Genomic DNA, 13,867 nt, shown 5'->3' on the forward strand with positions numbered 1-13,867 from the left:
TTGCATGAGTCATGATCATCACCACCATCATCATCATGGTCATCATCACCATTTTGATACACAGCGTGAAGGCAACAAAAAAGGTCTGTTAATTGCACTAATTATCACCGCGGGTATTATGGTTCTTGAGTTTGTTGGAGGGCTTTTTACAAATAGTTTAGCGCTATTATCCGATAGCGGACACATGCTGTCTGATACAAGCTCACTTGCTCTTAGCCTCGTAGCCATATGGTTTGCTAACCGAGCTGCGTCGGCTAAAAAAACGTACGGTTATTATCGTTTTGAAATATTAGCGGCTCTTTTTAACGGAGTGGCACTGTTTGTAATAGCAGGGTTTATCATTTATGAAGCCTATCAGCGCGTACTGGAGCCGCAGTCTGTAGCAAGTGGCAGCATGATGCTGATTGCTGCTGTTGGTTTACTCGCTAATTTAATCAGCGCATGGTCACTTATGAGACAAGGCGATGTAAAAGGAAATGTAAATTTGCGCAGCGCTTACTTACACGTATTGGGAGATGCTTTAGGGTCTATTGGAGCTATTGTAGCGGGACTTCTTATGATGCTGTTTGGATGGTATATTGCTGATCCGATTATTTCTGTAGTTGTGTCTGTATTAATTTTAAAAAGCGCTTGGGGCGTGCTTGCTCATAGCGTTCATATTTTGATGGAAGGCTCTCCTGAAGGAGTGGATCACAGTGAAATAAAAAACCTTCTTGAAAACATTGAAGGAGTCAAAGATGTGCATGATTTACACATTTGGACGATTACTTCAGGACTGGACTCATTGAGCTGTCATATGCGCGTAGAAGATGAAAAAGATTGTCAGCAGATTTTGCAAAAAGCCATTGATTTAGTACACGATCACTGTGGTATTGAGCATACGACGATACAAATTGAAAAATCAGCTCTTCAGCACCGGACGCTAAAAGTTTAAAAACAAGCGAGAACTTATAAGTTCTCGCTTGTTTTTTGCTGCATAGGCATTTTTTGTCCGAATACAAAAAGAAGGATAAAAATAAAGCCAAGCATCCCGCTAATAATATTAAAAAAGCTGACATGATGAAAGAACTGAATAAAAGTACCGCCTATGTAAGGACCGGCAAGGCTTCCGATACTAAAAGCAATGCCGCATAGTAAATTACCTGTAGGAAGCAGACGAGTAGGAATCAAATCCGTCATATAGCTGATTCCTAAACTAAACGTAGAACCTACAACCATGCCTGCTATAAATAAACACGCTACTAATGGAATAGCGGTGTCTTCCAAGAGACTTGCTGTAAAAAAAGTCACGGCTCCAATTGATAAAATCCATCCTAATATCAATTTCCGTCCGAATTTATCGCTCAGTATGCCAAGAGGAAGCTGAAACACAATAGCTCCAACTGCAAAGGAAGTCAGCAACAGTGAAATAAACTCTACTTGCAATCCAATTCGTAAACCGTATACAGGAAAGCTGCCGTTCAGTGATGACTCTAAAAAACCATATCCAAAAGGCGGTAAAAAAGCAATCCAAGCATATTTAGCCGCTTTAGAAAATCGCTTAGCCGTTTCTTTTAATGAATTAACCTCAACTCCCTGAAGGGGAAATTCATTTTTTATCAAAAATAAAAATACCCACGTTAGAAGACATAGAGCAGAAGAAATCATAAAAGGCAGCGCTTGATTAATTTCAATTAACGGCGTCATTAAAGGACCAACAGCAAAACCAATACCAAAAAAGAGCCCATACAGTGAAATGTTTCTACCTCTTTTATCAGCAGGGGAAGACGATGTAATCCACGTTTGAGTTCCAAAGTGCAGCGCGTGATCTCCTATTCCAATAAATAAACGGAGCACAAACCAAAATACAACAGATTTCCACAGGGGAAACAAAGCTAAAGATACAATAACTAAAAGTCCTCCTGCTGCGATAATTGGCTTGTATCCGTATCTGCGAAGCGGCGCTTCCATGAACGGAGAAATAAATAAGATGCCCAGGTACAATCCAGTTGCGTTTAATCCGTTTATAGTAGAGGAAAGACCATCTTTCTCAAAAATAATAGCAATTAAAGGAAGCAGCATGCCTTGGCTGAATCCAGAAATGGCGACAAGGCTAACTAAAATCCAGAAACGTTGTTGATGAGTAGCACCCATAGCATTTAACCTCTTTTTATCTATATTTTGTCAATCCAACTGTTTAATCGTACAAGGAAAACGCTTTATTGACAAGGATATAAACAGGCCGTGCTGTCCATTTGACATCTTTATGTAAGGGGAGTAGAATAAAACGTGTAAATATTTACATGTTTTTATTTACAATTAAGAGGTGATTGCTATGATAGAACCAGGGCTGAAGAAAATAGCAACATTCACAATTAATGTTGGTACACCCGTCGTTATTGGTCATACAGGATTAGGAAAAAAACAGTTTATTCCCATTAAGTCAGGTACTGCAGACGGGGAAATAAAAGGCTTAATTCTTCCAAGTGGAGCGGATTCTCAAATTATTCGTTGGGATGGCCGCGTCGATTTATCTGCACGATATGTCATTCAAACAGAAGATGATGAACTTATTTATATTGAAAACAATGGAATACGTCAGGTTAGTGAAGAGTTTAGAGAACAGGCTGCTGAAGGTGAAATTATACCCCCAGAGCACGTTTACTTTCGTACGATTCCTGTCTTTGAAACTGGAAGTGCAAAGTATAAGTGGTTACAGGACCGCATGTTTATAGGCGCTGCTGTAAGAAACCCAGAAAGCGTTGTGCTAGACATATACGAAGTTTTATAAATCAAATCAAAGGAGAGGTATAGACATGGAAAAATTTATTGGAAATCATATGATTTACACATACGAAAACGGATGGGAATATGAAATCTATATTAAAAACGAAAATACAATCGATTATCGTATTCATAGCGGAATGGTGGCAGGACGATGGGTTCGTGACCAAAAAGTAGATATTGTGAAATTAACAGAAGGTGTATATAAAGTATCTTGGACTGAACCAACGGGGACAGATGTATCTTTGAACTTTATGCCTGATGAAAAACGCATGCACGGAATTATTTTCTTCCCAAAATGGGTACATGAACATCCTGAAATTACCGTGTGCTATCAAAATGATTATCTTGATTTAATGCATGAATCCCGTGAAAAATACGAAACATATCCGAAATACGTGGTTCCCGAATTTGCTGACATTACATTCATCACAAATGTCGGAGTAAACAATGAGGAAGTTATCGCTCAAGCGCCTTACGAAGGAATGACGGATGATATTCGCGCTGGAAAATTAATTTAATACGGAGTCATACAAAAGGCTAGGACAAAAGTATATTAGTTGAAGGAAGATCCGAACGAAGTTGATTCTTGATCAAGAATCAACTTCGTTCGGATCTTTTTATTGTGATGGTGCCCGGAAATAAACCGCGGTGTAACAAGTGATCTATAGTGAGAGTAGTTGGTTATATAAAAAACGGTTTATAATGAAGGAAAGGAGTGAAGAAAATGGAATTTAACATGAAAAAAGAGGCGGGGTTTACGACAGATTTTCCTTATGGAGAGCTACATATCGCCGGAGATGAAGAGCATGGCTTTCGTCCGTATCAGCTAATGACATCATCCATTGCCGTGTGCAGCGGAGGCGTGTTAAGAAAGATTCTAGAGAAAAAAAGAATCGCTTTTTCCGATTTACGCATCCAAGCTGATGTAACGCGCAATGATGAAAAAGCGGGGCGAATCGAAAAAATTCATTTGCACTATATCATCACGGGAAAAGACCTGCCATTAGACAAAATTGAAAAATCGATTGAGCTAGCCCGAAAAAATTGTTCAATGCTACAGTCGGTTATTGACAGTATAGAAGTGACAGAAACCTTCGAAATAAAATAAAAGTGGACATTGTCCACTTTTATATTTCTTTTGGTTTGCTTCCGGCTTTATCAAAATAGCGCATGCGTTCAGGAGTCAGCTGAAGAAGCAAAAAATTTGGGTCATCTGGACTTTTAATCCACTCTTTTAACTTTTCATTCCAAAATTTCTTTTTTAACTCTTCGTTTGTTTCTACATTTACTTTGGCTTCTACCTCTACATACGGATCACTCCAACCTTGCCCATCATAGCCTAACAAAATATGAACGTAAGGGTTTTTTTCTAGTTCTTCGACTTTGTGGGTATCTTTATTGGTGGCGGTGTAAAGCACAAGATCTTCATGAAAAAACATCATAAAGCGTGAATAAGGTTTTCCATCTTGAATCGTAGCTAACGTTCCGATTGTATAGTCATCCAGTACCGATAAAATTTGATTTTTTACATCATTACTCATTTTTTCACTCCTCATTCTATCTCATCATCCTTGGTAGTTTGGCTGATTTTTAAATATCTTAATCAAAAATCAATTAGAGGTTTATCATTTATAAAAATAGGTTAAAAATACTAACATTGACGGTGAGTCTATACAAATTCCATTAATTTGATATGATTGATTTTGTTGTCAAAAAATGAATAAGGTAGGTGTACATATCGATGATCAATCGGATTTTTCTGATAGCGGTTATTCTTGGGGTGCCGCTATCTGTTATTGGGCACATGATGCACTGGTCAGATGTTCTTATGTTTATTATTTACTGTTTAACAATCATTGCCCTCGCAGCTTTTATGGGAAGAGCTACAGAGAGCTTAGCTGTTGTAGCTGGTCCTCGAATAGGCGGTCTATTGAATGCTACCTTTGGTAACGCTGTAGAATTAATCATTTCGATTTTTGCTTTAAAAGAAGGCCTTACAGCCGTGGTGCTTGCATCGTTAACCGGTTCTGTATTAGGAAATCTCCTTCTTGTAGGCGGTCTTTCATTCTTTATCGGGGGACTTAAATTTAAGCGTCAAGAATTTAATGTCTATGATGCAAGACATAATTCTGGATTATTGATCTTTGCCGTTATCGTTGCGTTTGTTATTCCTGAAGTGTTTGCTAGCGAAATGGACGAAGCGAAGACCATGTCTCTAAGTGTCGGAATTTCCATTATTCTCATCATCTTATACTTAGCGGCGTTATTCTTTAAGCTGGTCACGCATCGAGGCGTGTATCAGCATAAAAGTGAAGAAGTGGAAGAACATGAGGAGCCAGAGTGGTCAATGTGGAAAGCGATTGCGGTTCTCTTTTTGTCTACGTTAGCGGTGGCTTATGTATCCGAAAGCTTGGTAAGTACAATCGAAATTGTCTCGGAAAGCTTTGGCTGGAGTGAGCTGTTTATCGGGGTCATCATTGTAGCGATTGTTGGGAACGCGGCAGAGCATGCTTCCGCTATTATTATGGCCGTTAAAAATCGCATGGGTGTAGCTGTTGAAATTGCTGTTGGATCAACTTTACAAGTAGCGATGTTTGTAGCACCAATATTAGTACTTGTTTCGCTAATGTTCGAAAGCCAAATGTCTCTTGTTTTTACTTGGCCTGAGTTGATTGCGATGGTAACAGCCGTATTTTTAACAATTGCGATTTCTAATGACGGAGATACAAACTGGTTTGAAGGCGCAACTCTTTTAGGTGCTTATATTATTATGGGAATTGGTTTTTATCTCATTTAAAAAAGAAACGTTCACTTTATGTGGACGTTTCTTTTTTGTGAGTGAATAGAAGAATTTCCCTTTTGGTATTCAGGATAAAACAGGGGATGTTTGAAAAAACTATGGTTGCATTCATTAACGATGTTGAAAGGAGTTTCTAGATGTTACGTAAATTGCTTTTATTTGTGTTTACCATCATTATTTCGTTTTCATGTTCAACGAAGATCGCCATTGCAAAAACAGCTCAGCCTACCATCAACGTGCCTTCTTCAGCTTTAAATATTTCAAAAGAAAATACGTATCCAAATGCTAGTCAAGACACGCCTTATTTGCAGCCGAGTGAGTTCACAAAAGAGCTCATTGAAACGTCAAATGTAAAAATTGAAAACCCTGATTTAATTCGTATATTAAATGAATCAAACATTTCTAAAACTCCATGGGCAATTGGATTTAGAGCAACCATTTTTTTAGGACAGTGGCCGTTAAATTATGAATCAACAGAAACAAACGTTAACTGGCAGCACCAGCGAATCAATACGAATCATTATGATAACAGAGCAGGAAAAACTCAGTACAAAATGATGTACAGTCAGGAAAATCAAAGCCATGTAAAAGGCGGATTAACGGCAAAAGTGCCTCAGCCTGATCATGTTAAACAAATGATGCTAATTGAAGCAGCTAAAAAAACAAAGCTCACTTTATCATTTCAAACGTTTGTAGGTGCCGGAACGAAAAAAGACCAGGTGTATAACGTAGCTCCTAAAAAAGTAGGTTATCTCTATGCGTACACGCCTGCTGTAAGTGAAAAGGGAAAAGTAACGTATGGGGAAGTATATGTAACGGTAAAAGGCAGCAAGCGTTCAATTGTGGTGAGAAATGTAACGTCTCAAGGAATTGGAGCATGGATTCCAGTACAAGATTATGTCTCCTTAAGTTTCGGGGCTTACGATCAGCCGAGATAACAAAAAAAGAGATTCCAGTGGTGGAATCTCTTTTTGTTATTTTGTAATGTTCGCTTGGAGTTTGCTAAAATCAGTATCTTGATAATAGCTGTTTTTTACCAAAATATTAGGTCCCAAACAAGAGACCGCTGAACAATGGCAGCTAAGTTCTTTAGAAATTGTGCTTTGCTGCCACGTATCAAAAGCGTCTGTAAGCTTTGTATCTTGAATGTTGCCAAGAGGAGGCGTATCACCAAAATCAGTTACGATAATATCTCCGTCGAAAATATTTACATTTAGGCGAGAACGTCCGTCAGGATCGTTTCGAACGGTTACATTTTTACTGCTATACAAGCGCTGTAAAAGCGTTAAGTCTTCCTCGTTATTACTGCATGCATAAAACGGCAGCGTGCCGAATAGCATCCACACATTTTCATCTCGAATATCAAGAAGGTGATGAATCGCTTGACGCATTTCAGGAAGAGATAATGTCTCTAAGGTGCTGGCAAAGTCACTTGGATACATAGGGTGTACTTCGTGACGCTGACAAAGCATTTCATCCACAATTTGACGATGAATTTTTTCCATGTGAGGAAGCGTACGTTTATTTAACATCGTTTCAGCTGATACCGTTACACCTGCTTTTACAAGCGCGCGGCTGTTTTCAATCATACGGTCGAAATATTTGGCGCGCTGCTCATAAGTAGGCTTTCGCTCCATCATTGCAAAGCCAGCTTCCACAAAATCGTCCATCGTTCCCCAGTTGTGAGAAATATGTAAAACATCTAAATAAGGAATGATTTGTTCGTAACGAGCAAGATCTAATGTTAAATTTGAATTAATCTGTGTACGGACACCTCGTTCGTGTGCATACTTTAATAAAGGCACCACATAATTTTTCACAGAAGATAGAGACATCATAGGCTCTCCGCCCGTGATGCTTAACGCTCGAAGTGTTGGAATTTCATCGAGACGTTTTAAAATTAAATCAAGAGGCAGTGCGTTTGGGTCTTTTGGCTGCAGCGTATATCCAACTGCGCAGTGCTCACATCGCATATTACAAAGCGTCGTTGTTGTAAATTCAACGTTTGTGAGCGTCGGTTTGCCATATTGTTTCATATCTAAATACGCTTCCCACGGATCGAACTCCGGGGTAATTCGTTGTAAAGTGGCCATAAAAAAACTCCTTTTATTTTTCCGTAAAGTGAAATGATGATGAAAACATCTCACGGTCCGTCCTGCTAGACTAAATTATACGTCCCATTCAAAACGGACACCAGTGACTATTATGGATTTTATTGCTTTTAGTTGTCAAATATGAAAGTATTCGTTAGGATATAAGGAAATACGAATGAAAAGCTACATCAGGAGGGTTTAAAATGGGAAACGCCGTTCGAGATAAAGATTCACAAGTACGTTATTTAAAAGATCGTTTAAATATGTTTGTACATGTATTAGACTCTATGGAGCCTGAAAACACAGATCTAGAAGATATTGACCGTTTGATTACAATGATTGATGACTTAGAAGCAAAATGTGAGCAGTTTAAAAAAGATAAAGAATGAAGAAGAAAAAAGCGCTAGAAAAACTAGCGCTTTTTTGCTTGAAGTAGAAATCCTCCTATAAAGGTCTTTCGAAACAATTTTTGAAGGAGTATAATAAATTTTGAAAGTTGTACGACAGATAGATAAATACATACATTAGCGGGATATGGGAGGAATTAAGTGATGATTGAAGCTTTAAAACAAAGCATGTACGATTTAATTGTTGAAACATCTACAAAATTGCCAAAAGACGTTCGACGTGCTATCGCAAAGGCAAAAGCGCGTGAAAATGCAGGAACGCGTGCAGCAATGTCTTTAGCGACCATTACCAATAATATTAAGATGGCGGATGATAATTTATCGCCAATTTGTCAAGATACAGGTATGCCAACATTTAAAATTAAAACCCCTGTAGGAGTGAATCAGCTTCAAATTAAAGAAGCGATTTATTGGGCAATTGAAGAAGCAACAAAGCACGGAAAGCTTCGCCCTAACTCTGTAGATTCGTTAACGGGAGAAAACAGCGGTAATAATTTAGGCGGAGGCACGCCGGTTATTAAGTTTGAACAGTGGGAAAATGACTATATTGATGCGCGTCTTATTTTAAAAGGCGGCGGCTGTGAAAATAAAAACATTCAGTATAGCCTGCCTTGTGAAGTAGAAGGGTTAGGCCGAGCTGGCCGTGATTTAGACGGTATTCGTAAATGTGTGATGCACTCAGTATACCAAGCGCAAGGCCAAGGCTGTAGCGCCGGCGTCATTGGTGTTGGAATCGGTGGCGACCGTACAACAGGCTATGAATTAGCAAAAGAGCAGCTGTTCCGAAACTTAGATGACGAAAATCCAAACGCTCAGCTGAAAGAATTAGAAGAGTATGTAATGGAAAATGCTAATAAGCTAGGAATCGGTACAATGGGCTTTGGCGGAGAAACGACATTACTTGGCTGTAAAGTCGGCGTAATCAATCGTATTCCTGCTAGCTTCTATGTGTCAGTTGCGTATAACTGCTGGGCTTACCGTCGCTTAGGTATTAAAATCAACGCTGATACAGGAAGCGTTCAAGAGTGGCTGTATCAAGAAGGCGAAGAAGTAGATTTTAATAAAAATGCAGGTGCAGAAGAGAAACAAAATGCGGATGAAACAAAAGAAGTTGTATTACAAGCACCTATTACAGAAGAGCAAATTCGTGAATTAAAAGTTGGTGACGTAGTGCGCATTAACGGTATGATCTACACAGGACGCGACGCTATTCATAAACATTTAACAGACCACGATGCGCCAATTGATTTAAATGGACAAATCATTTATCACTGTGGCCCGGTTATGTTAAAAGACGAAGATGAAAAATGGCACGTAACCGCTGCAGGACCAACAACAAGTATCCGTGAAGAACCTTACCAAGGAGATATTATGAAGAAATTTGGTATCCGCGCGGTTATCGGTAAAGGCGGTATGGGTCCTAAAACGCTTGCTGCTCTTCAAGAGCACGGGGGCGTATACTTAAATGCTATCGGAGGAGCTGCGCAGTACTATGCTGATTGTATCAAGAGCGTAGAAGGCGTTGATTTGATGCAGTTCGGTATTCCTGAAGCAATGTGGCATCTAAAAGTAGAAGGCTTTACAGCTGTAGTAACGATGGATTCACACGGAAACAGCTTGCATGCAGATGTAGACAAGTCTTCATTTGAAAAGCTTGAGCAATTTAAAGAACCGGTATTTAAATAAACATACGTCGGGAACGTATGGTAAAAAGTAACGTTCATGAACGAGAAAATTGAGTGGATACTAAGCGTAAAATGACTTCCGAAAGGAGCTTCTTATGCGCCGGTTCACCTTTTTTCTCGTTTTTTTATTCGTGATGTCAACAGGCATAGCATCTGTTGAAGCACAAATGTATCCAAACACTCCGATCAGCTGGGGATTTCAAAAAAGTAAAAATCACAAGCCCGCATCCGCAGGTACAGCTTATGAACACATTCTTGCTAAGTATGATGCGTTTTACCTCGGCGATACAACTAAAAAAAATATTTATTTAACGTTTGATAACGGTTATGAAAATGGCTATACACCGCAGGTATTAGACGTGCTCAAAAAAAGAAAGGTTCCTGCGACGTTTTTTGTAACAGGACACTATTTAAAAGAAGAGCCTAAGCTAATTAAGCGAATGGTAAAAGAAGGGCATATTGTCGGCAATCATTCATGGCATCACCCTGACTTAACTCAAGTGGATGATGCACGTTTTAAAGAAGAGCTGCAAAAAGTAAAAGATGAATACAAGAATATTACCGGTCGTGATGAAATGAAGTATCTCCGCTCACCTAGAGGTGTATTTAGCGAACGAACGCTAGCTCTTTCAAAGCAAGAAGGCTATACGAATGTATTTTGGTCACTAGCATTTGTTGACTGGAAAGTGAATGAACAAAAAGGCTGGCGCTACTCATACGACAATATGATGACTCAAATACATCCAGGTGCGATCATGCTTCTGCATACCGTTTCAAAGGATAACGCAGATGCGTTAGATCAAGCGATTGTGGATTTAAAAAAGCAGGGCTATACGTTTAAAAGCATTGATGATTTAATGAACGAACGTAAACAATTGAAGAAAAGTCCTTCTAAAACGAAATAAAGATAAAAACCGACGGGAATATTTCTTCTGTCGGTTTTTTGCTGTTGAAGTGTTATAATATGCGTTGATGTCTTTTTTAAAGCGATACGGTCCAATAGGTTTTAAGCAGCTAAAGACCGTTAATAACTATATAAAGAATTTAAACTAATCGGAGTTGGTCTCATGAATAAACCAAAAACTGAAATGAAAGTTCAAAAAGGACAAACGTTTCCGTTGACGATAAAAAGACTCGGCATTAATGGAGAAGGCGTAGGCTATTTTAAGCGCCAAGTCGTCTTTGTACCGGGAGCATTGCCAAATGAAGAAGTGGTTGTAGAAGCAACAAATGTTCAGCATAAGTTTGCCGAAGGGAAAATCAAGCGAATTCGCAAAAAATCTCCTCATCGCGTAGAAGCACCCTGTCCGATTTACGACCAGTGCGGAGGCTGCCAGCTTCAGCACTTATCTTATGAAGGTCAGCTAGAATCCAAGCGGGATATTGTTCTGCAAGCGTTCGAACGTCACAGTTCATTAAAAAAAGTAGAGGAAAAAACTCGCCAAACGATTGGTATGGAAGATCCGTGGCGCTACCGTAATAAATCTCAGTTTCAAGTCGGTGTGGACAAACAAAAAGTCATTGCTGGTTTGTATGGACTGAATTCTCACCGCTTGATTGATATTGAAAACTGTCCCATTCAGCATAAAGCTACAAATCACGTGACAAAAGAAATAAAACGAATTTTACAAGACCTTCAAATTCCTATCTACAATGAGCGTAAACGCCGTGGAATTGTGCGTACCATTGTATCTCGAGTAGGATTTGAAACGGGTGAAGTTCAAATTGTCTTGATTACGGCTAAAAAAGAAATTCCGAAAAAAGAGCTGCTGATGAAAGAAATTCAGCGCCGCCTGCCGGAAGTGAAATCACTCGTACAAAACGTAAACGGTCAAAAAACATCGCTTATTTTTGGAGACGAAACGTTTACACTCGCTGGAAAGTCGGTGATTCAAGAAACGTTAGGTGATATCTCATTCGAACTTTCAGCGCGTGCATTTTTCCAGCTGAATCCTCTCCAAACGGTGAAGCTATACGACGAAGTAAAAAAAGCAGCTGCGCTAACAGGCAGTGAAAAAATCGTAGATGCTTACTGCGGAGTAGGGACAATTGGCTTATGGCTTGCTAAAGATGTCAAAGAAATTCGCGGAATGGACACGATTGAAGAATCCATTGTAGACGCGCGAAAAAATGCCAAAGATCATGGATTTGAGCATGCCACGTATGTAACAGGTCCGGCTGAAAAATGGATGCCGCAGTGGGTAAAAGAAGGCTGGAAGCCAGACGTTATCGTCGTTGACCCGCCGCGAACAGGCTGTGATGACAAGCTTCTAAAAACAATTTTACAAGTAAAGCCAAAGAAAGTGGTTTACGTATCTTGTAATCCATCCACATTAGCCAAAGATGTGCAGCAGCTGTCGAAGGCTTATAACGTTGATTACATTCAGCCTGTTGATATGTTCCCTCATACAGCGCACGTGGAGAATGTGGTGAGTTTGACGTTAAAGAAATAAATAGATGAAGAGTAAAGGGCAGATTTGGTTCTGCTCTTTTTTTATTTGAATTGGACTCTTGTTGGAAGAAAAAATATTCTAATATATCTAATTTGAATTATTGGAAAGTTAGGTTTTAGAAAGCATTGGAGCACCGAAAAGAAGTTTTATTAGTACTTATATTTCAGTAAATGAACTGAAATTTCATTTTTTATAGAGATGATAAACGCCAATCTAGTCTTGAAAACCCACACCCTCAACCACCCCAAGAATACTATAGTAATAAAACTGATAAAAAGTATATACAGAGGGGCAGAGGTCAAATGAACTCAATGTTTTTGAAAGGGCTTACGGGTGAAGTGCTAACGCCGAAAGACCCCATTTATGAGGAAGCTCGTCAGGAGTGGAATCGTGCTATTGATAAATTTCCGCTTGTGATTGTGTACTGTGAAAAAAAGCAGGATGTTGTAAATGCAATTCAATGGGCGCGCAAGCATCGTGTAGACATTCGCATTCGATCTGGCGGTCATCATTATGAAGGGTATTCTACGGGTGACTGTGTATTAGTCATTGATATCAGTCGGTTAAACGGGTTGAAATTGGATAGGAAACGGAACATCTTAAAGATGGAGGGAGGAGCAAAGAATACGGAAGTGTATGATTTTATCGGTTCGAACGGATATGTGTTTCCAGGAGGAACGTGTCCGACTGTTGGGGTGTCTGGCTTTACGCTCGGAGGAGGCTGGGGGCTTTCGAGCAGACTTTACGGATTAGGCTGTGACAGCTTGATAGAGCTAGAGTTGGTCAATTATGAAGGAAAGATTATTAAAGCAAACCAATCGTGTAACGCGGATCTTTTTTGGGCATGCCGAGGTTCTGGTGGCGGTAATTTTGGCGTTGTGGCAAGCATGACGTTTCAGCTTCCAAAACCGACGAACAGCTCTGTGACGCTTGTTCGCTTCTTTTATGTAGGTACTACAAGAGAAAAACAGGCACAAGTGATGAATATATGGCAAAGCTGGCTGCCTGAATTGGACAAACGTATGACGCTAGTTGCCAGTTTTTATAATGCAGAAGGAGAAGGAATGGGCATATTTGCGAACGGCTTCTTTTACGGATCTCCAGAAAGAGCTCGAAAGATCTTGCAGCCTTTTGCAGAGGTGGAGGGGTTCCGAGTCGAGCTAGAGTCATTATCTTTTCTTGAAGCGGTACAAAAGATAGAAGCAACCTATCCTCCGTCTGAAAAATTTAAGTCAACGGGAAGATTTGTGCAAAGAAGTTATTCAGTTGGCGAGCTTGAAAATCTTGCAGATCTCATACAGCGTCCAGCAGAAGGTTCCGTTTACGCCGCGATTTCTTTTTATGCACTAGGAGGAGAAATTCGCAGTGTTGGTAACAGAGAAACGGCCTTCTTTTACAGAAACGCTAGATATATCCTGGGCTTTCAATCTGTATGGACAGACGATGCGTTTGCACGAGCAAACAGAGAGTGGCTGTACAAGCGATTTCAATATATTAAACGTATTACGAAAGGCTCCTATGTGAATTTCCCTATCAGCAACCTTAGAAACTACGAGTATGAGTATTTTGGAGACAACGCAGAGCGGTTAGAAAGAGTAAATAAAAAGTACGATCCATTTAACGTATTTAGGTTTCCGCAGGGACTCAGGTAGCATGTAGAAAA

14 protein-coding genes are annotated in these 13,867 nt (G+C 39.6%); 11 read left to right on the forward strand and 3 right to left on the reverse strand.

What is annotated here, in order from left to right:
* The first annotated feature begins 4 nt into the window (after positions 1-4).
* Complete coding sequence (locus NST66_RS00415) at positions 5-934, forward strand: cation diffusion facilitator family transporter (RefSeq protein ID WP_049162767.1); 930 nt, start codon at positions 5-7, stop codon at positions 932-934.
* A gap of 14 nt (positions 935-948) precedes the next feature.
* Here NST66_RS00415 and NST66_RS00420 read toward each other — a convergent pair whose 3' ends face one another.
* Positions 949-2,133 (reverse strand): MFS transporter, encoded by a 1,185-nt coding sequence (locus NST66_RS00420; RefSeq protein ID WP_033580744.1) that lies wholly within the window; start codon positions 2,131-2,133, stop codon positions 949-951.
* 181 nt (positions 2,134-2,314) lie between these two features.
* On the opposite strand from NST66_RS00420, the gene NST66_RS00425 reads away from it, so the two are divergent.
* From NST66_RS00425 to NST66_RS00435, 3 genes are all read left to right on the forward strand, one after another.
* Positions 2,315-2,770 (forward strand): DUF3237 domain-containing protein, encoded by a 456-nt coding sequence (locus NST66_RS00425; RefSeq protein WP_028412450.1) that lies wholly within the window; start codon positions 2,315-2,317, stop codon positions 2,768-2,770.
* Between the two features lie 25 nt (positions 2,771-2,795).
* Positions 2,796-3,284: a phenolic acid decarboxylase gene (locus NST66_RS00430; protein WP_048021570.1), complete on the forward strand. Its 489-nt coding sequence runs from the start codon at positions 2,796-2,798 to the stop codon at positions 3,282-3,284.
* A gap of 206 nt (positions 3,285-3,490) precedes the next feature.
* Positions 3,491-3,874, forward strand: coding sequence for an OsmC family protein (locus NST66_RS00435; RefSeq protein WP_034263756.1), 384 nt, complete (start codon positions 3,491-3,493; stop codon positions 3,872-3,874).
* Between the two features lie 19 nt (positions 3,875-3,893).
* On the opposite strand, the gene NST66_RS00440 is transcribed toward NST66_RS00435, so the two are convergent.
* Positions 3,894-4,307 carry a pyridoxamine 5'-phosphate oxidase family protein gene (locus NST66_RS00440; protein WP_034263743.1) on the reverse strand — a complete coding sequence of 138 codons (414 nt, stop codon included), beginning with the start codon at positions 4,305-4,307 and terminating at the stop codon, positions 3,894-3,896.
* Positions 4,308-4,507: 200 nt separating this feature from the next.
* Here NST66_RS00440 and cax point away from each other — a divergent pair, with 200 nt between their 5' ends.
* Positions 4,508-5,563, forward strand: coding sequence for a calcium/proton exchanger (gene cax, locus NST66_RS00445; RefSeq protein WP_034263745.1), 1,056 nt, complete (start codon positions 4,508-4,510; stop codon positions 5,561-5,563).
* A 140-nt stretch (positions 5,564-5,703) separates the two neighbouring features.
* Positions 5,704-6,504 carry a YfkD famly protein gene (locus NST66_RS00450; RefSeq protein ID WP_028412446.1) on the forward strand — a complete coding sequence of 267 codons (801 nt, stop codon included), beginning with the start codon at positions 5,704-5,706 and terminating at the stop codon, positions 6,502-6,504.
* A gap of 36 nt (positions 6,505-6,540) precedes the next feature.
* Here NST66_RS00450 and yfkAB read toward each other — a convergent pair whose 3' ends face one another.
* Positions 6,541-7,659: a radical SAM/CxCxxxxC motif protein YfkAB gene (yfkAB, locus tag NST66_RS00455; RefSeq protein WP_034263747.1), complete on the reverse strand. Its 1,119-nt coding sequence runs from the start codon at positions 7,657-7,659 to the stop codon at positions 6,541-6,543.
* A 203-nt stretch (positions 7,660-7,862) separates the two neighbouring features.
* On the opposite strand from yfkAB, the gene NST66_RS00460 reads away from it, so the two are divergent.
* The 5 genes from NST66_RS00460 to NST66_RS00480 all read left to right on the forward strand — a co-directional run bounded on the left by NST66_RS00460 (position 7,863) and on the right by NST66_RS00480 (position 13,856).
* Positions 7,863-8,048 carry an SE1561 family protein gene (locus NST66_RS00460; RefSeq protein WP_013081532.1) on the forward strand — a complete coding sequence of 62 codons (186 nt, stop codon included), beginning with the start codon at positions 7,863-7,865 and terminating at the stop codon, positions 8,046-8,048.
* A 162-nt stretch (positions 8,049-8,210) separates the two neighbouring features.
* Positions 8,211-9,752, forward strand: coding sequence for a fumarate hydratase (locus tag NST66_RS00465; protein ID WP_098627107.1), 1,542 nt, complete (start codon positions 8,211-8,213; stop codon positions 9,750-9,752).
* Positions 9,753-9,846: 94 nt separating this feature from the next.
* The gene (gene pdaA, locus NST66_RS00470) at positions 9,847-10,656 is read left to right on the forward strand and encodes a delta-lactam-biosynthetic de-N-acetylase (RefSeq protein WP_165635413.1); all 810 of its coding nucleotides are present in this window, start codon (positions 9,847-9,849) and stop codon (positions 10,654-10,656) included.
* A gap of 162 nt (positions 10,657-10,818) precedes the next feature.
* Positions 10,819-12,204: a 23S rRNA (uracil(1939)-C(5))-methyltransferase RlmD gene (gene rlmD, locus NST66_RS00475; RefSeq protein ID WP_098112311.1), complete on the forward strand. Its 1,386-nt coding sequence runs from the start codon at positions 10,819-10,821 to the stop codon at positions 12,202-12,204.
* A 302-nt stretch (positions 12,205-12,506) separates the two neighbouring features.
* Positions 12,507-13,856 carry an FAD-binding oxidoreductase gene (locus NST66_RS00480; RefSeq protein ID WP_340843021.1) on the forward strand — a complete coding sequence of 450 codons (1,350 nt, stop codon included), beginning with the start codon at positions 12,507-12,509 and terminating at the stop codon, positions 13,854-13,856.
* The last annotated feature ends 11 nt before the right edge of the window (positions 13,857-13,867 follow it).

The organism is Priestia sp. FSL W8-0524 (assembly GCF_038005965.1).
Lineage (GTDB): Bacteria > Bacillota > Bacilli > Bacillales > Bacillaceae_H > Priestia > Priestia zanthoxyli.